This window comes from Rhizobium mesosinicum, assembly GCF_019511345.1.
GTDB classification, from domain to species: Bacteria; Pseudomonadota; Alphaproteobacteria; order Rhizobiales; family Rhizobiaceae; genus Rhizobium; species Rhizobium mesosinicum.
Map to the genome: position 1 here is coordinate 22328 of NZ_JAEUAK010000018.1, position 21461 is coordinate 43788.

Annotated in this window: 27 protein-coding genes; 14 read left to right on the plus strand and 13 right to left on the minus strand. The window is 60.8% G+C overall.

Going from position 1 to position 21461, the window contains the following annotated elements; all coding sequences use genetic code 11:
• Positions 1 to 270 precede the first annotated feature (270 nt).
• From JNB85_RS29420 to JNB85_RS29435, 4 genes are all read right to left on the minus strand, one after another.
• On the minus strand, positions 271 to 1314 hold the full coding sequence (locus JNB85_RS29420; protein ID WP_220337936.1) for a Gfo/Idh/MocA family protein: 1044 nt from the start codon (positions 1312 to 1314) through the stop codon (positions 271 to 273).
• A 9-nt stretch (positions 1315 to 1323) separates the two neighbouring features.
• Positions 1324 to 2109 (minus strand): ThuA domain-containing protein, encoded by a 786-nt coding sequence (locus tag JNB85_RS29425; RefSeq protein ID WP_220337937.1) that lies wholly within the window; start codon positions 2107 to 2109, stop codon positions 1324 to 1326.
• Between the two features lie 181 nt (positions 2110 to 2290).
• Complete coding sequence (locus JNB85_RS29430; RefSeq protein ID WP_220337938.1) at positions 2291 to 2632, minus strand: DMT family transporter; 342 nt, start codon at positions 2630 to 2632, stop codon at positions 2291 to 2293.
• Positions 2633 to 2651: 19 nt separating this feature from the next.
• Positions 2652 to 3215: a TetR/AcrR family transcriptional regulator gene (locus JNB85_RS29435; protein WP_220337939.1), complete on the minus strand. Its 564-nt coding sequence runs from the start codon at positions 3213 to 3215 to the stop codon at positions 2652 to 2654.
• 242 nt (positions 3216 to 3457) lie between these two features.
• Here JNB85_RS29435 and JNB85_RS29440 point away from each other — a divergent pair, with 242 nt between their 5' ends.
• Entirely contained in the window at positions 3458 to 3859 is a 402-nt protein-coding gene (locus JNB85_RS29440; RefSeq protein ID WP_220337940.1) for a group II truncated hemoglobin, read from the plus strand.
• A 2-nt stretch (positions 3860 to 3861) separates the two neighbouring features.
• Positions 3862 to 4233, plus strand: coding sequence for a DUF423 domain-containing protein (locus JNB85_RS29445; RefSeq protein WP_220337941.1), 372 nt, complete (start codon positions 3862 to 3864; stop codon positions 4231 to 4233).
• 67 nt (positions 4234 to 4300) lie between these two features.
• Here JNB85_RS29445 and hmuQ read toward each other — a convergent pair whose 3' ends face one another.
• The 5 genes from hmuQ to JNB85_RS29470 all read right to left on the minus strand — a co-directional run bounded on the left by hmuQ (position 4301) and on the right by JNB85_RS29470 (position 7304).
• Positions 4301 to 4615 carry a heme-degrading protein HmuQ gene (gene hmuQ, locus JNB85_RS29450; RefSeq protein WP_220337942.1) on the minus strand — a complete coding sequence of 105 codons (315 nt, stop codon included), beginning with the start codon at positions 4613 to 4615 and terminating at the stop codon, positions 4301 to 4303.
• A 10-nt stretch (positions 4616 to 4625) separates the two neighbouring features.
• Positions 4626 to 4898 (minus strand): hypothetical protein, encoded by a 273-nt coding sequence (locus tag JNB85_RS29455; protein ID WP_220337970.1) that lies wholly within the window; start codon positions 4896 to 4898, stop codon positions 4626 to 4628.
• 17 nt (positions 4899 to 4915) lie between these two features.
• Positions 4916 to 5320: a DUF2325 domain-containing protein gene (locus JNB85_RS29460; protein ID WP_220337943.1), complete on the minus strand. Its 405-nt coding sequence runs from the start codon at positions 5318 to 5320 to the stop codon at positions 4916 to 4918.
• A 107-nt stretch (positions 5321 to 5427) separates the two neighbouring features.
• The gene (locus JNB85_RS29465; protein WP_220337944.1) at positions 5428 to 6801 is read right to left on the minus strand and encodes an energy transducer TonB family protein; all 1374 of its coding nucleotides are present in this window, start codon (positions 6799 to 6801) and stop codon (positions 5428 to 5430) included.
• A gap of 71 nt (positions 6802 to 6872) precedes the next feature.
• Positions 6873 to 7304, minus strand: a complete 432-nt coding sequence (locus JNB85_RS29470) for a hypothetical protein (protein WP_220337945.1) — start codon at positions 7302 to 7304, stop codon at positions 6873 to 6875.
• A gap of 181 nt (positions 7305 to 7485) precedes the next feature.
• On the opposite strand from JNB85_RS29470, the gene hemP reads away from it, so the two are divergent.
• From hemP to JNB85_RS29505, 7 genes are all read left to right on the plus strand, one after another.
• The gene (gene hemP, locus JNB85_RS29475; RefSeq protein ID WP_220337946.1) at positions 7486 to 7671 is read left to right on the plus strand and encodes a hemin uptake protein HemP; all 186 of its coding nucleotides are present in this window, start codon (positions 7486 to 7488) and stop codon (positions 7669 to 7671) included.
• 19 nt (positions 7672 to 7690) lie between these two features.
• Positions 7691 to 8740: a hemin-degrading factor gene (locus tag JNB85_RS29480; protein ID WP_220337947.1), complete on the plus strand. Its 1050-nt coding sequence runs from the start codon at positions 7691 to 7693 to the stop codon at positions 8738 to 8740.
• 11 nt (positions 8741 to 8751) lie between these two features.
• A complete protein-coding gene (locus tag JNB85_RS29485) occupies positions 8752 to 9675 on the plus strand; it encodes a heme/hemin ABC transporter substrate-binding protein (protein ID WP_220337948.1) in 924 nt (307 codons plus the stop codon).
• 2 nt (positions 9676 to 9677) lie between these two features.
• Positions 9678 to 10787 carry a FecCD family ABC transporter permease gene (locus JNB85_RS29490; protein ID WP_220337949.1) on the plus strand — a complete coding sequence of 370 codons (1110 nt, stop codon included), beginning with the start codon at positions 9678 to 9680 and terminating at the stop codon, positions 10785 to 10787.
• Positions 10788 to 10797: 10 nt separating this feature from the next.
• Positions 10798 to 11592: a heme ABC transporter ATP-binding protein gene (locus tag JNB85_RS29495; protein WP_220337950.1), complete on the plus strand. Its 795-nt coding sequence runs from the start codon at positions 10798 to 10800 to the stop codon at positions 11590 to 11592.
• 133 nt (positions 11593 to 11725) lie between these two features.
• Positions 11726 to 12070: an ElaB/YgaM/YqjD family protein gene (locus JNB85_RS29500; RefSeq protein WP_220337951.1), complete on the plus strand. Its 345-nt coding sequence runs from the start codon at positions 11726 to 11728 to the stop codon at positions 12068 to 12070.
• 8 nt (positions 12071 to 12078) lie between these two features.
• A complete protein-coding gene (locus JNB85_RS29505) occupies positions 12079 to 12480 on the plus strand; it encodes a hypothetical protein (RefSeq protein ID WP_220337952.1) in 402 nt (133 codons plus the stop codon).
• A gap of 169 nt (positions 12481 to 12649) precedes the next feature.
• Here JNB85_RS29505 and JNB85_RS29510 read toward each other — a convergent pair whose 3' ends face one another.
• Entirely contained in the window at positions 12650 to 13204 is a 555-nt protein-coding gene (locus JNB85_RS29510) for an RNA polymerase sigma factor (protein WP_007815244.1), read from the minus strand.
• 10 nt (positions 13205 to 13214) lie between these two features.
• Positions 13215 to 13421 (minus strand): NepR family anti-sigma factor, encoded by a 207-nt coding sequence (locus JNB85_RS29515; RefSeq protein WP_183741472.1) that lies wholly within the window; start codon positions 13419 to 13421, stop codon positions 13215 to 13217.
• Positions 13422 to 13694: 273 nt separating this feature from the next.
• Here JNB85_RS29515 and JNB85_RS29520 point away from each other — a divergent pair, with 273 nt between their 5' ends.
• The 4 genes from JNB85_RS29520 to preA all read left to right on the plus strand — a co-directional run bounded on the left by JNB85_RS29520 (position 13695) and on the right by preA (position 18828).
• Positions 13695 to 14489, plus strand: a complete 795-nt coding sequence (locus JNB85_RS29520) for a response regulator (RefSeq protein ID WP_220337953.1) — start codon at positions 13695 to 13697, stop codon at positions 14487 to 14489.
• A 193-nt stretch (positions 14490 to 14682) separates the two neighbouring features.
• A complete protein-coding gene (locus JNB85_RS29525; RefSeq protein WP_220337971.1) occupies positions 14683 to 15678 on the plus strand; it encodes a sensor histidine kinase in 996 nt (331 codons plus the stop codon).
• Between the two features lie 459 nt (positions 15679 to 16137).
• Complete coding sequence (locus tag JNB85_RS29530) at positions 16138 to 17499, plus strand: NAD(P)-dependent oxidoreductase (protein WP_220337954.1); 1362 nt, start codon at positions 16138 to 16140, stop codon at positions 17497 to 17499.
• A 15-nt stretch (positions 17500 to 17514) separates the two neighbouring features.
• Positions 17515 to 18828: an NAD-dependent dihydropyrimidine dehydrogenase subunit PreA gene (gene preA / locus JNB85_RS29535; RefSeq protein WP_220337955.1), complete on the plus strand. Its 1314-nt coding sequence runs from the start codon at positions 17515 to 17517 to the stop codon at positions 18826 to 18828.
• 63 nt (positions 18829 to 18891) lie between these two features.
• Here the strand turns inward: preA and ftrA are convergent, their stop codons facing one another.
• Positions 18892 to 19893, minus strand: a complete 1002-nt coding sequence (ftrA, locus tag JNB85_RS29540; RefSeq protein WP_220337956.1) for a transcriptional regulator FtrA — start codon at positions 19891 to 19893, stop codon at positions 18892 to 18894.
• Between the two features lie 70 nt (positions 19894 to 19963).
• On the opposite strand from ftrA, the gene JNB85_RS29545 reads away from it, so the two are divergent.
• On the plus strand, positions 19964 to 20374 hold the full coding sequence (locus JNB85_RS29545) for a rhodanese-like domain-containing protein (protein ID WP_220337957.1): 411 nt from the start codon (positions 19964 to 19966) through the stop codon (positions 20372 to 20374).
• 42 nt (positions 20375 to 20416) lie between these two features.
• Here the strand turns inward: JNB85_RS29545 and JNB85_RS29550 are convergent, their stop codons facing one another.
• Positions 20417 to 21439, minus strand: coding sequence for a zinc-dependent alcohol dehydrogenase family protein (locus JNB85_RS29550; RefSeq protein WP_220337958.1), 1023 nt, complete (start codon positions 21437 to 21439; stop codon positions 20417 to 20419).
• Positions 21440 to 21461 lie beyond the last annotated feature (22 nt).

Here is a 21461-nt window from a genome sequence, read left to right on the forward strand (position 1 = left end):
AAGTGCATGGCGGTTTTGCATCGGGAATTGCGTCAAAACGAAGAAAAGAGCGCTTCCGCATTTTTGAAGAAAACGGAAATGCTTTAGGAATGACATGGCCTTCCGCAGGAGCCTATGGGATCGGTTACCGCGTTGCCACCGAATAAATATGGCGAGTGCCGGGTGTGGCTCAAGTACACTTAAGTGCAGGTTTTAGCGATCAATTGCCGCATGTTACCGCCGCCCTAGAAGGGCGACGGCAACAATCTCGAAGAAACGTCCGGGAGAATATCAGACTTTCAGCTCGCGGCGGTCGCGCTCGGTGACCATGGCAAGGTCGAGCACTTTCTGCAGGTTTGCGGCATGACGGAAGTTCGGATCGAGCTGCACGCCCGTTGCCACAGCCTCGGCAAAGCGCTGATAATTGGTTGGAACCGGCGGCACGTCGACCGGCTTCCAGGTCGCCGTTTCCACGTCGTCACCGAGGCAGCCGTGGAGTTCCGAGCCGCTCGGACGGTGGATGACTTCGAGGCTGCCCTTCTCGCCATAGATGCGCAGCTTCAATTCGTTGAGATGGCCGGTCGCCCAGCGGCTGGCATGGATGACGCCGAGCGCGCCATTGGCGAAATCGACCGACATGGTGAAGCTGTCATTGGCATCGAGCATGTATTCGCCGATCTGGCCTCCCGGCGCCTTGTTGAAGGTTTTGAGCCGCGCAAAGACGTGATCGATGTCGGTCGCGGCGCCATAGGCGGCGAAATCGAGGATATGGATGCCGACGTCGCCAAGTACACCGTTCGAACCGTGACCCGTCGACAAACGCCACAGCCAGGTGGATTCCGTGCGCCAGTCGCCCCAGGCGCGCGACACCAGCCAGCTCTGCAGGTAGGAGGCTTCCACGTGCTTGATCGTGCCGAGTTCGCCTGACAGCACCATCTCACGGGCGCGCTGCAGCGGCGCGACATTGCGATAGGTGAGGTTGACCATGTTGATGACGCCGGCGGCCTCGGCCGCTTCCGTCATTTCCAGCGCCTTCGGATAGTTTTCAGCCAGCGGCTTTTCGCAAAGCACATGCTTGCCGGCAGCGATCAGCGCCATGGTCGTCGGATGATGGATCCGGTCAGGCGTGATATTGGTCGCCGCATCGAACTCGCCCCAGGCGATCGCCTCGTCGAGCGTCAGGAACCGCTTTTCGATATTGAACCTGTCGGCAAAGGCGGCCAGGCGGTCGGAATCGGTATCGACGGCGCCGACCACCGTCACGCCGTCCATAGTCATGAAATGGGCGAGCTGGTTTTTCGCCATCACACCCGTACCAAGAACGAGTAATCGCATGGATGCTCCTCAGCGGTAACCGGCTTCGCCGGCCTGGTGCAGTCTCGGGCCGCGTTCGACGATCGGCTCCAGTGCTTTTTCTACCGGCACATTTGGAGCGTCGGTGATGCTCTTCAATGCACCCTCGGGGTTATAGGCCCACTTCACGCCGTTGATCAGCACCTTCTGCACGTTGGCATCGTGATAGGTCGGATAGGTTTCGTGACCCGGACGGAAATAGAAGATGTTGCCGGCGCCACGCCGCCAGGTGAGGCCCGAGCGGAAGACTTCACCGCCTTGGAACCAGGAGATGAACACCGTTTCCAAGGGTTCCGGCACCGAGAACTGCTCGCCGTACATCTCTTCGTTTTCCAACTCGAAATGCTCGCCGATGCCGGCGGCGATCGGATGGCGCTGGTTGATCGTCCACAAGCGCTCGCGTTCGCCCGCCTCGCGCCATTTCAGCGCACAGGGGGTGCCCATCAGCCGCTTGAAGATCTTGGAGAAATGGCCGGAATGCAGCACCAAGAGACCCATGCCTTCCCAGACCCGCTTGGCGACACGCTCGACGACCACATCGGAGACCGCGCCATGATCCTTGTGGCCCCACCAGGTCAGAACGTCGGTTTCGGCAAGCCGGGCCTCGCTCAAGCCGTGCTCGGGCTCCTGCAGTGTCGCGGTCGTCGCCGAAATTGCCGGATCGGTGTTCAGTGCCTTGGCGATGGTCGTGTGCATGCCTTCAGGGTAGATGCCCCGGACGATCTCATTGGTGGTCTCGTGGATGTTCTCACCCCAGACGATGGTGCGAATGGCCATTGCGATGCTCCTGTAGAACCTCTTGATTGCGCGACAGGCGGGAAGGAAGGGATTTAAGGCGCGTCGGAAAGATGACCAGCCAAATCACTCTCTCCTCCGCGTCGGAGGAAGACATAGACCTTTGTCGGTATTTTGACAGAGGGCTTTTACCTGCGCCATGCGAAGGAAAGCCCCTTTCCGATCAATGGGAAACGGATTTGGAGAACAGGTTGACGACGACGACACCCGAGATGATCAGGCCGAGACCGATAATGGCCGGCGTATCCAGCCGCTGCTTGAAAAAGATGAGGCCAACGGAGGAAATCAGCACGATTCCCAAAGCACTCCAGATCGCATAGGCGATACCAACAGGGATATGCTTCAGCGTCAGCGACAGGCAATAGAAGGCAGCCCCATAGCAGGCAACGACGAGCGCCGTCGGCCCGAGACGGGTGAACTGCTGGGAAAGCTGAAGTGCGGTCGTGCCGATCACCTCAAGCACGATGGCTGCAACGAGCAGCCCGTAGACAACAGCCGGGTTCATTGCGGTATTCCTTCTTGATCTACTTGTGGGTCAGCTCGATGAGGCGGGCGATCAGCTCTCGCCTCAGAGCGCCACTGATATCATGGCTTTCCAGTGTATCCGCCAGCCACAGACCGTCGGCGGCAAAACGCACGATCAGGGTATCGAGCGCGGAGTCGGTGCCGATATATTCCTCGGCCCTTTCCGCCACCCATTGGCGCCATCGCAGGCGCAGCCGGGGTTCGGCAAGCAGCGCGATCGTCACCTGCGTCCAGCTTCTGGAATCATCGGGACGATCCTTCAGCCCGGACACCGCCTGCAGATAGGCGCGAGAGAAACGGCCCTGCGGCAACGGATCGGCACGCATCAGCTGGTCTATCTCGGCGTCGAACTTTTCGAGCAGGCTTTCGAACAGGGCGTCCAGCAGCGCGTTCTTCGTCGGGAAGTGATGCAGCAGCCCGCCCTTGCTGACACCTGACGCAGCCGAGACCGCATCGAGCGTGACAGCGCTCATGCCTTGCTCACCGGCAAGACGCGCGGCGACCTCCAGCAACTGCTGGCGCACGAGCACGGGTTGTTTCTTGCGATGATGAGCGTTCGACATGCCAGAATAAAGATACCGTCCGGACGGTTTTGTCAAGCAGAATCGGTTGAAGCCCCTACACTACAAGGGATTATGCGCGAAATGACGCGGAGTTTTGATGACAGTTGCGATCCTTTTTGATCGGGTGCATGTAGAGCTTCGGACCGGAAAGCGTGAACCGGTTTTCCGATAGTCCGATGCCGGAATAGGACCCGGAGCGGCGGAGGGGGCGGCGACGCTCCGGGGTGTTTAAGGATGGTTTCGTGCCGGAGCAGGTAACTTCACAGGTGACAACTTTGTACGAGGCGATCGGCGGCGATCCCGTCGTTCGGGCGCTGACACACCGTTTCTACGAGCTGATGGACACGCTGCCGGAGGCCAAACACGTGCGCGCCGTGCATCCGCCAAGTCTCGAAGGCAGCGAAAAGAAATTCTACGAATATATGACCGGCTATCTCGGCGGTCCGCCGCTCTATACCGACAAACGCGGTCATCCCCGTCTGCGCAGCCGCCATTTCGTTGCCGAGATCGGTCCCGTGGAACGCGACGAATGGCTGCTCTGCTTCCGCCGCGCGATGGATGAGACCATCGCCAGCCAGGCGCTGCGCGAGCTTATCTGGACGCCGGTCGAGCGCCTCGCCCATCATATGCAGAACAGGGAATAGTCATGAGCCTGAATGCCCGCCTGGAGCCGGTGCTCTTCCTCTTTGCCGGCCTGTTCGGCTTTGCCGGCGTTGCCCTTGCCGCCCTTGCCGCCCACGGAGGCGGCGAAGCCCATCTCGCCGCCTCTGCCTCCGCCATGTGCCTCGCCCACGCCCCAGCCCTTCTGGCGCTCGCGCTCGGTGCCGGCAGAATCAGAACTGCCTGGCTAGCCGGCTTGCTGATGATTGCGGGAACGCTGCTCTTTGCGGGCGATCTCATCACCCTGCGCTTTACCGGCTCCGGCCTCTTCCCCTACGCAGCACCATTAGGCGGCTGGGCCATGATGCTGGGCTGGCTGGCGGTTTCAGTGAGCGCGTTCTGGCGGGTGCGGGCATAGATCTTCCCTTCTCCCCGCTGGGGAGAAGGAGGAGTAAGCCGCGGCGGCATCCCATAAGTGCTAGGCTTTACACGCCTTGAACGACATTGAAACCCTCAAACACCGGCGGCCCCTTATACAGGCCCTTGTTGTCGCCGGCATTGCGGTGGGCGGCGCGGAAATTCTCTGACTTCGTCCAGTTCAGAAAATCCTCTTCGCTGCGCCAGAGCGTGTGCGAGGAAAACAGCGTATAGCCCTCTTCGGCATTGGCCTTGCCGCGCAGCAGCCGAAACTCGACGAAGCCGGGAACTTCGGAAAGGCTGGAATCACGATTGCGCCAGACACTCTCAAAATCGCCCTCGGCACCGGCGGCTACCTTGAAGCGGTTCATCGCGATATACATCAAAAACTCCTCACGCCTTTTTCTTGTTCGCCCGCTCCGCATAACGCGGAAAGGCGACGATATTATTGCCGTCAGCAGCATCCGCGCCAAGCGGCTTTGCGGCCGCTTCGCCGGGCATGCGCGCTTCCCAGGCGGGAAACAGCACCACATTGGGATAGCTGCGCTGGCGCGCAGCATTCTCCAGGAAAACTTCGTAAAGCGCCGGCACCAGGCCGTCGTCGCCGTGAGCGGCGAGTTTGTGCAGGCCGATCATCGTGAACCCGTCAGGATGCCCGCTATTCATCGAAAAAATGTCATTCATCAGGAATTGTCTCGTTCGTTCATCGTCTGCAGCGCACGTTCCAGGCTGGACTTGCTGCCGTTGCGCAGCGGGATGAAGGCCTTGCTGAACTTCTTGCAGCCGGTCTTCACCCGCAGGCAGGCATCGTGGCTGATACAGTCGATGGGGCAGAACACGCAGTCGACGGAGGGAAGCAGCGTATCGATGCGGGAAACCGCTTCGCGAAGGCCGCCATCATGGTGGATGAGTTCAGCGCCGAAATTGCTCGCGATCTGGCGAAGATGCGCCACCTGGCAATCGCGCCCGCCGACATAGAGGAAACTGCGGCCATCCAGCTTGGAGCGCGCCGACGAAGTCTCTTTGGCCTCCTGATCGGCCTGAACACGGATGTCCCGGTTCGCCCCCTTCTTCGCCTTTCGAGCCATTTGCCACCCGTTCGCTCGTTGATCGTCACACGATTCCTGCGTGTGCGAACGGACCTTATTAAACTTGATTTTTGTAGTAAAGTATAAAGTTGATTAGATTACTCATATTATCGGCGGGTGACCTGAACCGGAAATGTGTAGGTGTGGGATGAACCCATTTCATCGGGCAGAGCCGGCAGGTTACAGGACGCGATCCTGCCGAGAGCCGCGTTGTCCACGTCGGGCCGGCCCGATCCCCGGACGATGTTCGATGCCGCAATATCGCCACTGCGGCTGACCGTGATGCGAACCGTCAAGGTCACAGGATCATCGCGATACCGTGCCTCCATCCGGTCGACGCAACGGAATAGGCGGGAAACAAGTTTACCCTTGTAATTAGCTTCCGACGCGCCTCCAGATCCGCTCCGTCCGCCCGATGCGCGCGAACTATCATCCGAGCTGGCATCTGCCTGCCCGTCCGCGGCACCCCTGCGTGACTCCTGCGTTGCATTTCCCCGCGAACCCTGCGCCTTCTTTGGCGGCAGTTTTCTTTCCACAGGCTTCCTTTCCGCAGGCTTTTCCAGCTTGGGCTTCTGCAACGGCGTTACCGCTACTGCCGGCGGTTCCGGCTCGGGAGAAATCGTAGACGTCTCTAAAGGCTTTGTCTCGTCTGGCTCGGGTTGCATCGCCGCTACCACTGGCGGCTCGGCAGAAGTCACAGCTGTGTCCGGCGGGACAGCATCAGACGTCACCGGCGACTCTACTGGCTGATCAGGAACGACCGCCGACATCGGCTGAGCAACGGAGGTTTCCGCAGGAATTTCGGATACCAGAACCTCCGGCTCGACTGCCGCCACGGTTTCCGATGACTGACGGGTAACCTCCTGGGAAGGCTGAACAGCCGTTGTCTCTACGGGCTTTACCTCCGTCGGCTGGGCAGTCTCGGGCTGAACGGCTTCGGGCTGCACTTCAACCGGTTCTGTCGGTTGGATCGTGTCCGGCTGTACCGCTTCAGGAATGATTTCCTCCTGAATGGTCACCTCTGTTTCGCCGGCAGCACTCTGATCCGCCTCAGAGCTGCCGAGTGCGACGACACTGATCGCTGCCCCCGCTTCCATCAGCGCCTCCTCCGGCGCTTTGGGGAAAGCAACGATCAGAGCAGTCGCCAGTGCCGCGTGAAAGAGCAGCGAGCAGATGCAGGTCAGCGCCACCCGTCGCCGCACCGGCGCCTTCTCCTCCTCCTGCTTTTCCACCGCCGCATCCATCGGTGGCGGGGTGACGGAAGCCGCCGGTGCAGCCTCGGGATGATCGGGGAAGGGGGATATCTGCGCAAAACGCCCATAATGGACGACCTGCTCGCCGGCCGGCTGACGCTGCGCATTGCGCAGGTCGGACAGCTCATGGCCGGGATGCAGGCCGGGATTATTGTCGTTCAGGCTGTCGTCAGCGCTCGCCTCCTCGATGAGCACGTGTCTCGATCTGGATTTCGCTGAAATTGCCATTTTAAGCCTCGGACAGCCTGAAACATGCGCGCCGGGCTTTCATCCCGGCCCGGTCTGGCTTGGAACTGGTTTTAGCCTTCAAAAGGAACTGAGATCTGCGAGCGGGTCACGAGACCCTTCATGCATTCGCCGGCAGCCGGCCCGTCACAAACAGGCGTATCGTTGATGAGGATGCGCGTGACCGTCTCGCACTTGACAGCAGGCATATCGAACTGGCGCACGCGTTTCTTGCCCTGCGGCAGATCGCGGAAATCGAGCACGGTGATACGATCGACGGCGTTCTTGTCGTTGAAGAAGGCGAGTTCGAAGGAGACCTTGTTGATCGGCGTCGCCAAATTGTTCTCGGCAACGAAGGTCATCATGCAGCCCTTCTGGGAAGGCGCCAGCGCATTGAGCTCGACATCGAGCTTGGCGGCGGCTGCAGCATCCTGCGCATGGGCCTGCGCCACGCCCGACACCGAAAACAGCACACCGGCAGTGAACGCAGCAATCCGACCCGTCATTATCCATCTCCTCACAAGGCAAATCGACCGCCGCCCAGCGGCTTAAAACAGCAGGACCTAAAACTTGACTGCTTTTGTCTTCTATTATTGCGTCTTTAAAAAACTATGAGTATGAGAGTCAAGATAAATGTCACCGGAACCGGGATCTCGACACCCGCAATCACGGAATAAGCCGACCGAAATGATGGTTGAAAAGCCAGATACCTTTAAGCTCGCACCACTGCGGAACGAACCTGCGGTGGCCGATATCCGCGTTCTTGAAAGCGGCGATCTTTTTCGCAGCGCAAACGAGATCATGATTCGGCACGACGGCGTGATCTACCGCCTGAAGATCACCCGTCAGGGCAAACTCATTCTTAACAAGTAGCTCAATAGCAGGGTAGGACATGACCGAGCAGACCAGACCGGCACCATCAGAAATCCGCGCATTCCGCGCCGATAATCCGAAGATGCGCGAGCGCGACATTGCCGCGCAGCTGAAGATCTCCGAGGCCGCGCTCGTCGCCGCAGAAGTCGGCCTCAGTGCAACGCGCATCGATGCCAGCGCCGCAAAACTGCTGGAGCGTGTCGCCGATCTCGGCGAAGTCATGGCGCTGTCGCGCAACGAAAGCGCAGTGCACGAAAAGATCGGCGTCTACGAAAACATCAAGATCGGCGAGCACAACGCGATCGTGCTCGGCGAAAACATCGACCTGCGCGTCTTCCCGAGCCGCTGGGTCCACGCTTTTGCCGTCACCAAGAAGGACGGCGACACCGAGCGCCTCAGCCTTCAGTATTTCGACAAGACGGGCAACGCCGTCCATAAGATCCATCTGCGCCCGGCATCCGATGTCGAGGCCTACCATCGCATCGTCGCCGAGTTGAAGGTCGAGGACCAGGGCCAGGAACTCGTCGAAGCTGAGGCTTCCCCGGATGTTGACGAAGACGGCAATGTCAGCCGCGAAGAGCTGCGCGACAACTGGAGCAAGATGACCGACACGCATGAATTCTTCGGCATGCTGAAGCGCCTGAAGATCGGCCGCCAGGCCGCCGTGCGCACCGTCGGCGACGACTATGCCTGGAAGCTCGACAACGCGGCGACGGCGCAGATGATGCATGCCTCCGTCAAATCGGGCCTGCCGATCATGTGCTTCGTTGCAAATAACGGCATCGTGCAGATCCATTCCGGCCCGATCTTCAACGTCCAGCCGATGGGTCCGTGGATCAACATCCTCGACGAAACCTTCCATCTGCACCTGCGCCAGGACCATATCGCCGAGACTTGGGCCGTCCGCAAGCCGACCAAGGACGGCCACGTCACCTCGCTCGAAGCCTATGACGCTGCCGGCAACATGATCATCCAGTTCTTCGGCAAGCGGAAGGAAGGCTCCGACGAGAATGCCGAATGGCGTGACATCATGGAAAACCTGCCGCGGGCAACAAGCGTCGCAGCATAAGGATCAGAGCGATGAAAATCCGAAACAACCTGCGCCGGCTCCGTCTCCGGGAACTGGCTCTGCTGGCGGCTGTCATGGCCCTGCCGCTTATCCCGGCGACACCGATCGGCGATACTTTCGTTCGCGCCGCCCATGCTCAGGAAAAAAAGCTCGATACGTCGCGGCTGGTTTCGGTCGGCGGCGACGTCACCGAGATCATTTATGCGCTCGGCGAAGAAAACCGGCTGATCGCCCGCGATACGACGAGCATGTATCCGGAAGCAGCCCTGAAGCTGCCTGATGTCGGCTACATGCGCGCGCTTTCGCCGGAAGGCATTCTTGCCATGAACCCGACGGCGATCATCGCCGTCGAGGGCTCCGGCCCGCAGGAAGCGCTGAACGTTCTGAAGAATGCCAGCGTGCCCTTCGAAACCGTTCCGAATGCCTATACGCGCGACGGCATCATTGCCAAGATCGATCGTGTCGGCACGCTGCTGAACGTTCAGGACAAGGCAAAGGCGCTTGAAGAAAAAGTCGGTGCCGATCTCGATGCCGCCGTCACCGACGCGGAAAAACGCCCCCAGACCGAGCGCAAGCGCGTCCTCTTCATCCTCAGCGCCCAGAACGGCCGCATCATGGCATCAGGCACTGACACCGCCGCAGACGGCATCATCCAGCTTGCCGGCGCCATCAATGCCGTCGGCGAATTCCCGGGCTACAAGCCGCTCACCGATGAGGCGATCATCAGCGCCAGGCCGGACGTGATCCTGATGATGAACCGTGGCGATGGTGCCGGCATCAAGAACGAGGATCTGCTGGCACAGCCGTCGATCGCGCTGACGCCGGCCGGCGAGAAGAAGGCGATCATCCGCATGGATGGCCTGCACCTCCTGGGCTTCGGTCCGCGCACGGCAAGTGCTGTCCGCGAACTCAACGCGGCGATCTACGGGGGCTGATTGTGGCCGTTTCGGAAGCCATGATGGAAAACAGGCGACCCTTTTCGGCTCTGTTCCAACGGAGCCGGCAGGCGGGCGACAGAAGCGAACTGGCCTTGCTTGCGATCACCCTGCTCGTCCTGGCTTCCGTCTTGGCGCTGCTGTTTTCCGTCACGACAGGCGCATCGGATGCGTCCATTCTCGATGTTCTGAGAGACATGACGGGCTCACAAACGGCGCTCAGCACCCGGGACAGGATCATCATCTTCGATATCCGCCTGCCGCGTGCCATCCTCGGTTTCCTGATCGGCGCTTCGCTTGCGGTCTCCGGCGCCGTCATGCAGGGCCTGTTCCGAAATCCGCTCGCTGATCCCGGCCTTGTCGGCGTTTCCTCGGGCGCGAGCTTCGGCGCGGTCGCCATGATCGTGCTCGGTGGCACGGTTGCAGCCCCCCTCTATGCCGCACTCGGCATCTATGCGCTGCCGGTCGCCGCCTTCGCCGGCGGCCTCATCGCCACGCTCCTGCTCTACCGCATCGCTACCAGCAATGGCCGGACATCCGTCGCCACCATGCTGCTCGCCGGCATCGCGCTCGGCGCGTTGGCGCTGGCGCTGACCGGTGTGCTGATCTATATGGCGAACGACCAGCAACTGCGCGACCTGACCTTCTGGAGCATGGGCTCGCTTGCCGGCGCTACGTGGGTGAAGATATCGGCAGCCGGCCCGATCATCCTTCTCTCCTTCGTCGCCCTGCCCCTGATGGCGCGCGGCTTGAACGCCATCACCCTCGGCGAAGCCGCAGCCTTTCATATGGGCGTGCCAGTCCAGCGACTGAAGAATATCGCCATCGTCGGCGTCGCGGCCGCAACCGGCGCTTCCGTTGCCGTCAGCGGCGGCATCGGCTTTGTCGGCATCGTCGTGCCGCACATCCTGCGCATGGTCATCGGCCCGGACCACCGCTTCCTGTTGCCGGCTTCGGCTCTGCTCGGCGGCTCGCTGCTGATCTTTGCCGATGTACTCGCCCGCACGATCGTCGCGCCTGCGGAACTGCCGATCGGCATCATCACGGCAGCCGTCGGCGGCCCCTTCTTCCTATGGATCCTGTTGCGGCAGCGCTCGCGCCTTGCCCTTTGAGTATGTGTCGATGATCGATGTTTCCGGCGTCAGCGTGCGCCTCTCCGGCAAGACCATCGTGCGCGATATTGCCTTCACTGCGAAGGCAGGCGAGTTGACCGCCATTGCCGGCCCCAATGGCTCCGGCAAGACGACGACGATTAAGGCCGTTTCCGGCGAGCTTGCCTATGACGGCTCCGTGCGTCTCAACGGCGAAGAGCTGCGCACACTGAAGCCGTGGCGGCTTGCCTCCGTTCGTGGGGTCCTGCCCCAGTCAAGCGCCATTTCCTTCCCGTTCACCGTGCGCGAGATCGTCCGCATGGGGCTGACATCAGGCCTCAACCTCCACCCGGATCAAGCCGACGAGACAGCCGCAAAAGCGCTTGCCGCCGTCGATCTCGCCGGCTTCGAAGGACGTTTCTACCAGGAGCTCTCGGGCGGAGAGCAGCAGCGTGTGCAGCTTGCCCGCGTGCTCTGCCAGATTGCCGAGCCGGTCGTCGACGGCAAACCCTGCTGGCTGCTGCTCGACGAGCCGGTCTCCAGTCTCGACATCAGCCATCAGCTGACGATCATGACGCTGGCGCGCAATTTCTGCGAACGCGGCGGCGGGGTGATAGCAGTCATGCACGATCTCAACCTGACGGCTCTCTTCGCCGACAGGATCGTGCTGATGAAGTCCGGCCGGCTCGCGGCTTTCGGCAAGGTGCGCGAGGTGCTGACGGACGAATGCATGCAGTCCGTCTTCGGGTGCCCGCTGCGCGTCAACAAGGTGCCATCAGACGGCACGCCCTTCGTGCTGGCCCACAGCGCGCTTCCCGCCAACTGAGGAACCTTTCCGGCCTGAATGCGTTGTCCGCAATGATTTGGGTCAAAGCCGGGCGCTCTCTTCCCTGCCATTGATGGCAATGACCCCGCGCGAAACCGGCGGCGCTTGTCCGCGTCCAGCTATGGAGACAGTCATGGCCTACTCCTTCTTCCATTCCAGCCGCAGCCGCCGCAACGGCGCTCTTCACAATCTCGAAACCAGCATCGAAGACCAGATCGCAGCCCTGCGCGACGAGCTCGCCGAACTCACCCATGTACTCGGCAAGACGTCTCGCCACCAAGGTGAAAAGCTCCGCTCTCAGGCATCCGCAAGCTATGAAGACATCCTCGGCCGCAGCGAGGATCTGCTGAACGAGTTGCAGCAGCGTTACCTGCGCGGCGCCGGCGAGGTACGAAACACCGTACGTCGTCATCCACTCGCAACTGTCGGTGCCGCTGCAGCCTTCGGCCTGCTCGTCGCCATGCTCGCCCGCCGCTAGGAGGCTCGATGCTCTTCCCGATCCTGAGCCTGCTCGTCGGCAATAGCGTTCATCGCACGGTGGAACGCACCAAGCGCAACGGCATCTTCATCGCCGTTGCGTTGCTTTTTTTGCTAACTGCCTACGCACTTGCCGTCACCGCCGGAGCCATCTGGCTGGCAGGCATCTACGGCGCCATTGGCGCATCCCTCTTCCTGGCGGCCTGCGCTTTGCTGATCGCGATCATCGTCTTCGTGATCATGACGATCATGAACCATCAGGAAGCCCGCCGCGCCCGGGAGCGCCGCGCAGCACTGGAATCTCTGGCGACAGTCGGCCTTGGCGTCATTCGCACCCAGCCGCTCCTGACTGCGGGCATCGTGGCCGCTCTCGTGGCTGCCAATCTGGTGGGTTCGAAGCGGGACGACTGATCCGCATTCTCCTCATTCTTCGATCGACGCAAAAAGCGCAGCCCGCCCGATGATTTGGCGCGTTGCGCTTTTTCTCTGTTCTTTATTGAAGCCATCGCGCCCTCGGCCAAACAAAAAGCCGGCGCCCCGCAGGGCAGCCGGCCATCCTTCCTCCCAGGAAACACGTCGATCAGAAGGCGAAGGCCTTCGAGGTCAACGGCGCCGACGTGGCATCCGGGCCAAAATCCGCCTCGCCTGATATCTGCAGGAGATCCTGCAGCCGTTGGCGCGCGCGGTTCACGCGGCTCTTGATGGTGCCGACGGCGCAGCCGCAGATTTCCGCCGCTTCCTCGTAAGAGAAGCCGGATGCGCCGACGAGAATGATCGCTTCGCGCTGATCCGGCGGTAGCTGATCCAGCGCCTTCTTGAAGTCCTGCAGGTCGAGTGCGCCGTATTGGGAGGGGTGCGTCGCCATGGATTCGGTAAACAGGCCGTCGCTGTCCTGCACCTCGCGGCCGCTCTTGCGCATCTGGCTGTAAAGCTCGTTGCGCAGGATCGTGAAGAGCCACGCCTTCATGTTGGTGCCCATCTCGAAGTGATCCTGCTTGGCCCAGGCCTTCATGATAGTGTCCTGAACTAGGTCGTCGGCGCGGTCGTGCCGGCCGATCAGCGATATGGCGAAAGCACGAAGGCTCGGCAGGGCCGCCAGGAGTTCGCGCTTGAAGCTCGGTTGCGCTTTTTCCATGCCGGTATTCCTATTCGGCCATCTTTGCGGAAGCCATCATTTCGGCCTGATCGAGCTTTTCGAGCAGGTCGAGGAAGCGATCGGGAATGGCTTCTTCCTGCGCGGACGCATAGAGCGAGCGCAGCCGGATACCGATTTGATTGTTCGGATCCAGTATGTCGCTCGCCCGCAGCTCCAGCTGGCGCTCGTCGGGTGCCTCTGTCTTTTGTGTCGTCATTAACTGGTCACTTCTTGGCTGTTGTCTCGGAATGAAAGGCAGAGTCTGCTGTTAAAGTTAAATGGAAAGGACATCCGGTCGATCAAGCCGGTCCTTGTAAACCCTTGATCCCGCAGATCCATTCCGTCCACATGTGTCAAGACGCGACGCCCTTCATTGTCGGCTAGGATAATGCGACGCCGCAAAAAAAGTTCCTCACCTTCGGAACTTTTTTATGGAGATCGCGTTTTCAAGTCATTGAAGCCATTCACCGGCTTGGAGACGGAGTTTTTAATGACACTTTCCACTCGAATTGCGCCGCACCTTCCTTACCTGCGTCGCTATTCCCGCGCACTTACCGGCACTCAGACATCAGGCGATGCTTACGTCGCCGCCGTCCTCGAAGCGATCATCGCCGATCTCTCCATATTCCCGGATACCGCGAATGACCGCGTCGCACTCTACAAACTGTTCACGCAACTGTTTGGTTCCACAGCGGTCGAGATTCCCGAACCGTCCTCTCCCTATGCGTGGGAACAGCGCGCGACGCTGAACCTTTCCAAGGTTTCTCCGCTCGCCCGACAGGCTTTCCTGCTGGCATCTGTCGAGAACTTCCGCGTCTCCGAGATCGCCGACATTCTCGAAATCACCGAGGAGGAAACCATGCAGCTGCTCGACAAGGCTTCGCACGAGATTTCGCGCCAGGTCGCGACCGATATCATGATCATCGAGGACGAACCGCTGATCGCCATGGATATCGAGCAGATGGTCGAAAGCCTCGGCCACCGTGTCACCGGCATCGCCCGCACCCATACGGAAGCCGTCGCGCTCTACAATAAAACGAAGCCGAGCATGGTGCTGGCCGATATCCAGTTGGCCGACGGCAGCTCCGGCATCGACGCTGTCAACGATATCCTCAAGACATCGAGCGTGCCCGTCATCTTCATCACCGCCTTTCCCGAGAGACTGCTGACCGGGGAACGGCCGGAGCCCACCTTCCTCGTCACCAAGCCCTTCAACCCCGACATGGTCAAGGCCCTGATCAGCCAGGCGCTTTTCTTCAATGAAACGACCCGTGTGGCGGCCTGAAACACGAAATTCCGCCGCGCCGGAACCATTCCGTCAACGATGCGTTCCGGCTCTGTCGGGACGTATTGGCGACCTTAACGGTTTTTGCAGTGCTTGCTTTTAGAATGACCGGCATGTTTGTCGGGAGGGTAGCATTCCCTCCATATGTTCGAAGGGACTGAGGAAAGGCGGCCGAGTGAATACCACTGGACCATTGTCCGGAACGCCTTTCACTACCGAAGGCAAAGCGGCCATGATGGAGCGCGCGCTCGCCAGCGCAGCCATCTCCATCCTGTATCAGGATGCCAGCCTTACCATGATTTACGCGGAGAATCTTCTCCCCTATTTCCAGAAGCGTTTCGTGGCCGGTGGCGACGACGGCTCGCTGTTCGGTGAGGCGCACGGCAAATCCCTTGCCGCAATGAAGCAGAGGGTGCTCGAAACCGGCGCCTCCAGCAATGCCGAGGTCGACGTTGCGATCGACGGCGAAGCCAGGACATTCGAACTGAAGGTTGAACGCACCGGCGCCCACGGAAATTACGGCCTGCTTTCCGTCATCTCCGAGATTACCGAAAGCCGGCACCGCGAAAAGGTGCTGAAATCGCTGCTGCGAGAGCTTTCCCACCGCTCCAAGAACCTGCTTGCCATCATTCAGGGCATTGCCACGCAGACTGCGCGAAACACAATTTCCCTCGATACTTTCCTGACGAAGTTCCGCGGGCGCCTTCAATCGCTCTCCAACTCACAGGATCTGATCACCGATTCCAGCTGGCGCGGCGCCTTCCTATTCGAACTCGCCGAAAAGCAGTTCGCCCCCTATTGGCCGGAGACATCAGGCTCCATGCCGATTTTTGGCGTCAACGCCCATCTGACGCCGAACGCCGCCGTACATCTCGGCCTGGCGCTGCATGAACTTATCGTCAATTCCGCCTCCTATGGCGCAATTGCCAGCGGCGCGACGTCGGTGACGCTGAATTGCCGGGAAACTGACATCGCCGACCGCCGGGCAATCGAGCTGACCTGGGTGGAAGTGCTGCCAAACAGCGCCGATGTGCACGAATTCAGCGAAAACAGCTTCGGACGCACGGTGCTGGAGCGGGTCGTGCCCTCCTCCGTCAACGGCAAGGCCGAGTTGACGCTCACACCAGGCCGCATCGAATACCATCTGACGGTTCCGGAAACGGAATTCGAAATCCTCAAGCGTCCCTGAGGCATTCCACGCAATTTGCGATATTCCGCGCAATTTGCATTTTTCTGACGTGCCCGAGCTCAAACAGAAAAACAGCCGGCGCGAGGGCGGCGCACCGGCTGTTTCGACTCACCGGGAGGGGACCGTGAGTTCGTCCGGATGATGGGTTGGGGGCGCGCATGTTGGGTCGATGCGGTCATCATCCGGATATCGCATTAACTACGGTCGTTAACTTTGGTTCCGCCGGTTTGGAAAAAAATCGGACTTTTATCAATTTTTTCTCGAACACCCGAATTCGGGTGCCATCCAAACCCTTCCAATTGGAACGCAGAACCTGCCTAAAGAACTATCATAACAAACGAAATCAACTAGTTACATGACGCGGGCGAAGGAAAATTGCGAAAATTTTACCGTTTGATAAATTTTTGAACCTGAGTTACGATTTCCTCACTAGCCGTTACCGATAAAGAGGGAACTTCAATGGAACGTCTGGAAACTGGGATTCGTGCTGGCCGGCTTTCGTCCGCCGAGTACGAGGCTAATTTTTCCGATCTTCATCCGCGCCTCGACAATCACGAAGCGCTGGTCGCCGCCGACCGCTGTTATTTCTGTTATGATGCGCCGTGCATGACGGCCTGTCCCACCTCCATCGACATTCCGCTCTTCATCCGCCAGATCTCGACCGGCAATCCCTTGGGTTCGGCAAAGACCATCTTCGACCAGAATATTCTCGGCGGCATGTGCGCCCGCGTCTGTCCCACCGAAGAGCTCTGCGAGCAGGCCTGTGTGCGCAACACCGCCGAAGAGCGCCCGGTCGAGATCGGCCGCCTGCAGCGCTACGCAACGGATGCGGCGATGGAGGCCGGCAAGCAGTTCTATCGGCGTGCGGAACCGACCGGCAAGAAGATCGCCGTCGTCGGCGCCGGTCCCGCCGGCCTCGCGGCAGCCCATCGCCTTGCCGTCAAGGGCAATGAAGTCGTGATCTACGACGCCAAGCCGAAATCCGGCGGCCTCAACGAATATGGCATCGCCACCTATAAGGCGGTCGATGACTTCGCCCAGAAGGAAGTGGATTACGTCCTTTCGATCGGCGGCATCAAAGTGAAACATGATCAGCAGCTTGGCCGTGATTTCTCGCTCGCCGATCTGCAGAGCCAATATGACGCCGTCTTCCTCGGCCTCGGGCTTGCCGGCGTCAACGCATTGCGCGTCGACAACGAAAACCTGCCAGGTGTCGATGACGCCGTCGATTTCATCGCCGCCCTGCGCCAGGCCCGGAACAAAGGCGACATCGCCATCGGCCGCCGCGTCGTCGTACTCGGCGGCGGCATGACGGCAATCGATGCCGCTGTGCAGGCAAAGCTGCTCGGCGCGGAGGAAGTGACGATCTGCTACCGCCGCGGCAAGGAACACATGAACGCCTCGGAATTCGAGCAGGACCTCGCCACCTCCAAAGGCGTCATCATCCGCCACTGGCTGGCGCCGAAATCCATCCTGTCGCAGGACGGCAAGGTGGCCGCGATCGAGGTGGAATATACCAGCCTCGTCGATGGTCGATTGACCGGCACCGGCGAGACCGGCGTCATCGCGGCCGACCACATCCTCAAAGCCATCGGCCAGACATTCGAGACCTCAGGTCTCGGCGCGCTGCGGATGGAAGCCGGCCGCATCGCGGTTGATGCTGAAGGCCGCACATCGGTTGATGGCGTCTGGGCCGGCGGCGACTGCGTCTTTGGCGGTGAAGACCTGACCGTATCTGCCGTCGCCCATGGCCGTGATGCGGCCGAATCCATTCACCGCGCCCTCACTGCCGCAGCCGCTCCGGCTGTCGCAGTCGCCTGAAGGGGAGAATAAACAATGGCTGATCTCCGCAACAATTTCGTCGGCATCAAGTCTCCGAACCCCTTCTGGCTTGCTTCGGCACCGCCGACCGACAAGGCCTATAATGTCGAGCGCGCCTTCAAGGCCGGCTGGGGCGGCGTCGTCTGGAAGACGCTGGGCGAGGAGGGCCCGCCTGTCGTCAACGTCAACGGCCCGCGTTACGGCGCGATCTGGGGAGCCGACCGCCGCCTGCTCGGCCTGAACAATATCGAGCTCATCACCGACCGCGACCTGCAGACCAATTTGCGCGAAATGAAGCAGGTCAAGATGAACTGGCCGGACCGGGCGCTGGTGGCCTCGATCATGGTCCCCTGCGAGGAACAGGCCTGGAAGGCGATCCTGCCGCTGGTGGAAGAGACCGGCGCCGACGGCATCGAACTGAACTTCGGCTGTCCGCACGGCATGTCCGAACGTGGTATGGGCTCGGCGGTCGGCCAGGTACCGGAATATATCGAAATGGTCGTGCGCTGGTGCAAGCAGTATACCCGCATGCCCGTCATCACCAAGTTGACGCCCAATATTACCGATATCCGCCGCCCTGCCCGCGCCGCCAAGGCCGGCGGCACGGACGCCGTATCGCTGATCAACACGATCAACTCGATCGTCTCGGTCGATCTCGACAATTTCGCGCCGAACCCGACGGTCGGCGGCAAGGGCAGCCACGGCGGCTATTGCGGCCCGGCCGTGAAACCGATCGCGCTCAACATGGTCGCCGAAATCGCCCGCGATCCGGAAACCTACGGCCTGCCGATCTCAGGCATCGGCGGCATCACCACCTGGCGCGATGCGGCGGAATTCCTCGTGCTCGGCGCCGGCAACGTGCAGGTCTGCACGGCTGCCATGACCTATGGCTTCAAGATCGTGCAGGAAATGATCACGGGCCTTTCCGACTGGATGGACGAAAAGGGTCACAGGACCCTCGACGACATCACCGGCCGCGCCGTTCAGAACGTCACTGACTGGCAGTATCTGAACCTCAACTACATCGCCAAGGCGAAGATCGACCAGGACGCCTGCATCAAATGCGGCCGCTGCTACATCGCCTGCGAGGACACCTCGCACCAGGCGATCACCAACTTCGTCGACGGCGTTCGCCATTTCGAAGTGATGGACGAGGAATGCGTCGGCTGCAATCTCTGCGTCAGCGTCTGCCCGGTCGAAAAGTGCATCACCATGGAGCAGCTTCCCGCCGGCTCGCTCGACAAGCGCACCGGCAAGGTGGTCGATCCGAACTACGCCAACTGGACGACGCACCCGAACAACCCGATGGCGCGCCAAGCTGCGGAGTAGATCTCCGAAAAGCTCATGAAAAAGCCGCCCATCCACGGCGGCTTTTTCTTTATCTATCGCCCCTCAAAGCCCGAACGACTTCCTGTAAGCGCTCGGGCTCGTACCCAGCCTATTGCGGAAATGATGGCGCATCGTCGCCAATGTGCCGAAGCCGCTGGCGGCGGCGATATCGTCGAGCGACACCGCAAGCTCCTTCTCCAGAAGATCACGCGCATGCCGCAGCCGCTCCTTCAGCAGCCACTCGCCGACGCTATCACCGGTCGTCGCCTCGAAGCGGCGCTGGAAGGTGCGCATGCTCATGCCGGCTTTATCCGCTAGCAGGCTGATCGGCTGGTCTTCGGACAGCCGCTCGCGCATCCATTCGATCAGCGGTCCAAGGCGAATGCCTTCCCTTTCCTCCGGCACGGGAGCCGCGATGAACTGCGCCTGCCCGCCTTCGCGATGCGGCGGAACGACAAGACGGCGCGCGACGCTGTTGGCGGCATCGGGGCCGAAATCACCGCGCACCACATGCAGGCAGAGATCGATGCCCGCAGCACTGCCTGCTGCCGTCAGGATACTGCCTTCGTCCATGTAGAGCACGTCGGCATCAAGCGCGATGTCAGGGTAACGCTCGGCAATCGAGGCGACATAGCGCCAATGTGTCGTCGCCCGCCGCCCGGCAAGCAGACCTGCCGCAGCGAGTACGGCGACGCCGGAACAGAGCGACATGACCCGTGCGCCGCGTTCATGCGCGGCCCGCAGCGCTGATGTCAGAGGCTCCGGCACCGGCGCATCGATCGCCCGCCATCCGGGCGCGATGATAAGATCCGCCTCGTCGAGCAGCTCGAGTCCCCTGTCGACCGCAACCGTCAGCCCGCCGGCGGCCCGCAGCGGACCAGGCTCAATGCCGGCGACCGAGAAACGATACCAGCCCTCACCCATTTCCGGCCGCGATAGACCGAAGATCTCATAGGCAATGCCGAATTCGAAAGTGCAGAGCCCGTCATAGGCAAGCGCCACGACATGCGGCCCACCCGTCCTGTGAACATCTGATTCTGGCATGATCTTTACGCTATCAGTCACGATGGCCAATTTCGCTCATCACTATCATCGGCAATGATCGGCTGCAACCAAGTCAAGAAAGGACAAGATCATGCCGAGCCCGGTTTCCGAAATCCCCGCCGCCGCACCCGAAGCTGCCGCCGAGCACTTCGCCCGCAAGCTCGCCTTCGAGACCGACTGCTCGGATGTGAACGCCGCCTTCACTTCCGGTAAGGTCGATTTTGTGCTGCTCGACGTCCGCTCGCCGGCACTCTTCGCCCTCTCGCATATTCCAGGCGCCCTTAACCTGCCGCACGGCAAGATGACCGCCCATCGCATGTCGCAATGGCCTTCGGATACGCTGTTCGTCGTCTATTGCGCTGGTCCGCATTGTAACGGCGCGGACAAGGCGGCACTCCGTCTCTCCCGCCTCGGCCTGTCCGTAAAGCTGATGATCGGCGGCCTAACCGGATGGGCAGACGAAGGTTTTGCTTTCGACGGCGAAGCAGGCGTCGCCGCCTGATCAAGGTTCCTTCTCCTCGCTCGAGGAGAAGGGAATCATTCCTCAAAACTCGACCACGACCTTGCCGAACGGCCCGCGATAGAGATGATCGAGCGCTTCGGGGAATTCCTCGAAAGCGTAACGCTTGTCGATGACGGGTTTCAGCCCGGTCTGATCCACCGCCCGCGCCAGATCCTCTAACGCCCGGCGATGACCGACGGAAATACCCTGCACCACAGGCGCCTTGAGCAAGAGCTGGGCAGCCGGACCGGACACTTCGAAACCTTCGAGAACGCCGATGACCGAGATGCGGCCGTTGACCGCCACCGCCTTCAGAGCCTGCCCGAGATGCGCGCCTCCCACGATCTCAAGGACGTGATCGGCACCGTAACCGTCGGTCAGCGAATAAAGCTGCTCCACCCAGTCACCGTCAGTCCTGCTGAGCGCATGATCGGCGCCGAGCGCAACGGCGCGTTCCAGCTTCTCCGCGCTGCCTGATGTGATGAAGACCTCCGCCCCATGCGCCTTGGCGATCTGCAGTCCGAAAAGCGCAACGCCGCCCGTGCCCTGTACCAGCACCTTGTCGCCGGCCTTCAAGCCGCCGCGCTCGATCAGCGCGAACCACGCCGTCAGTCCGGCGCAGGGCAAAGTGCTCGCCTCAGCCGCATCGAGCGTGTCAGGTGCGCGCGAATACCATTCCTCCGGGAGCACGGTGTATTGCGAGAGAACGCCGGGATAGAAGCCGCCGCGCGTCTTGTAGGGCGGCGTGCGAGCGTCACCCAGACCGCGTCCGTCGATCCAGTCGGGCGAGAAAGTCGAAATCACCCGATCTCCCGGCTTGAAGCGGGTGACATCGGGACCGACGGCTTCCACGACGCCGGCCATGTCGGAAGCCGGCACGAAAGGAAATTGCAGCGGCAATCCCATGCCGGTTTCCATCACCAGCCTGTCGCGAAAATTCAGCGAGACGGCCTCAGTCCGCACGAGAATTCTGTTACTCGAAACCGGCTCCAGTCTCCGCTCACCGATCTCAAGTTTTCGCTCCGGTCCGATCGTGTCGATCTGCCACTGCCGTGTCGTCTCCATTGTCTCGCTCCTTGTCCGATTG

What these genes read in the sequence shown, in the direction of transcription:
- JNB85_RS29420 (WP_220337936.1), bottom strand. Translation starts at nt 1,314, where the DNA reads ATGCGATTACTCGTTCTTGGTACGGGTGTGATGGCGAAAAACCAGCTC.
- JNB85_RS29425 (WP_220337937.1), bottom strand. Translation starts at nt 2,109, where the DNA reads ATGGCCATTCGCACCATCGTCTGGGGTGAGAACATCCACGAGACCACC.
- JNB85_RS29430 (WP_220337938.1), bottom strand. Translation starts at nt 2,632, where the DNA reads ATGAACCCGGCTGTTGTCTACGGGCTGCTCGTTGCAGCCATCGTGCTT.
- JNB85_RS29435 (WP_220337939.1), bottom strand. Translation starts at nt 3,215, where the DNA reads ATGTCGAACGCTCATCATCGCAAGAAACAACCCGTGCTCGTGCGCCAG.
- JNB85_RS29445 (WP_220337941.1), top strand. Translation starts at nt 3,862, where the DNA reads ATGAGCCTGAATGCCCGCCTGGAGCCGGTGCTCTTCCTCTTTGCCGGC.
- hmuQ (WP_220337942.1), bottom strand. Translation starts at nt 4,615, where the DNA reads ATGTATATCGCGATGAACCGCTTCAAGGTAGCCGCCGGTGCCGAGGGC.
- JNB85_RS29455 (WP_220337970.1), bottom strand. Translation starts at nt 4,898, where the DNA reads ATGAATAGCGGGCATCCTGACGGGTTCACGATGATCGGCCTGCACAAA.
- JNB85_RS29460 (WP_220337943.1), bottom strand. Translation starts at nt 5,320, where the DNA reads ATGGCTCGAAAGGCGAAGAAGGGGGCGAACCGGGACATCCGTGTTCAG.
- JNB85_RS29465 (WP_220337944.1), bottom strand. Translation starts at nt 6,801, where the DNA reads ATGGCAATTTCAGCGAAATCCAGATCGAGACACGTGCTCATCGAGGAG.
- JNB85_RS29470 (WP_220337945.1), bottom strand. Translation starts at nt 7,304, where the DNA reads ATGACGGGTCGGATTGCTGCGTTCACTGCCGGTGTGCTGTTTTCGGTG.
- hemP (WP_220337946.1), top strand. Translation starts at nt 7,486, where the DNA reads ATGATGGTTGAAAAGCCAGATACCTTTAAGCTCGCACCACTGCGGAAC.
- JNB85_RS29480 (WP_220337947.1), top strand. Translation starts at nt 7,691, where the DNA reads ATGACCGAGCAGACCAGACCGGCACCATCAGAAATCCGCGCATTCCGC.
- JNB85_RS29485 (WP_220337948.1), top strand. Translation starts at nt 8,752, where the DNA reads ATGAAAATCCGAAACAACCTGCGCCGGCTCCGTCTCCGGGAACTGGCT.
- JNB85_RS29495 (WP_220337950.1), top strand. Translation starts at nt 10,798, where the DNA reads ATGATCGATGTTTCCGGCGTCAGCGTGCGCCTCTCCGGCAAGACCATC.
- JNB85_RS29500 (WP_220337951.1), top strand. Translation starts at nt 11,726, where the DNA reads ATGGCCTACTCCTTCTTCCATTCCAGCCGCAGCCGCCGCAACGGCGCT.
- JNB85_RS29505 (WP_220337952.1), top strand. Translation starts at nt 12,079, where the DNA reads ATGCTCTTCCCGATCCTGAGCCTGCTCGTCGGCAATAGCGTTCATCGC.
- JNB85_RS29510 (WP_007815244.1), bottom strand. Translation starts at nt 13,204, where the DNA reads ATGGAAAAAGCGCAACCGAGCTTCAAGCGCGAACTCCTGGCGGCCCTG.
- JNB85_RS29515 (WP_183741472.1), bottom strand. Translation starts at nt 13,421, where the DNA reads ATGACGACACAAAAGACAGAGGCACCCGACGAGCGCCAGCTGGAGCTG.
- JNB85_RS29520 (WP_220337953.1), top strand. Translation starts at nt 13,695, where the DNA reads ATGACACTTTCCACTCGAATTGCGCCGCACCTTCCTTACCTGCGTCGC.
- JNB85_RS29530 (WP_220337954.1), top strand. Translation starts at nt 16,138, where the DNA reads ATGGAACGTCTGGAAACTGGGATTCGTGCTGGCCGGCTTTCGTCCGCC.
- preA (WP_220337955.1), top strand. Translation starts at nt 17,515, where the DNA reads ATGGCTGATCTCCGCAACAATTTCGTCGGCATCAAGTCTCCGAACCCC.
- JNB85_RS29545 (WP_220337957.1), top strand. Translation starts at nt 19,964, where the DNA reads ATGCCGAGCCCGGTTTCCGAAATCCCCGCCGCCGCACCCGAAGCTGCC.
- JNB85_RS29550 (WP_220337958.1), bottom strand. Translation starts at nt 21,439, where the DNA reads ATGGAGACGACACGGCAGTGGCAGATCGACACGATCGGACCGGAGCGA.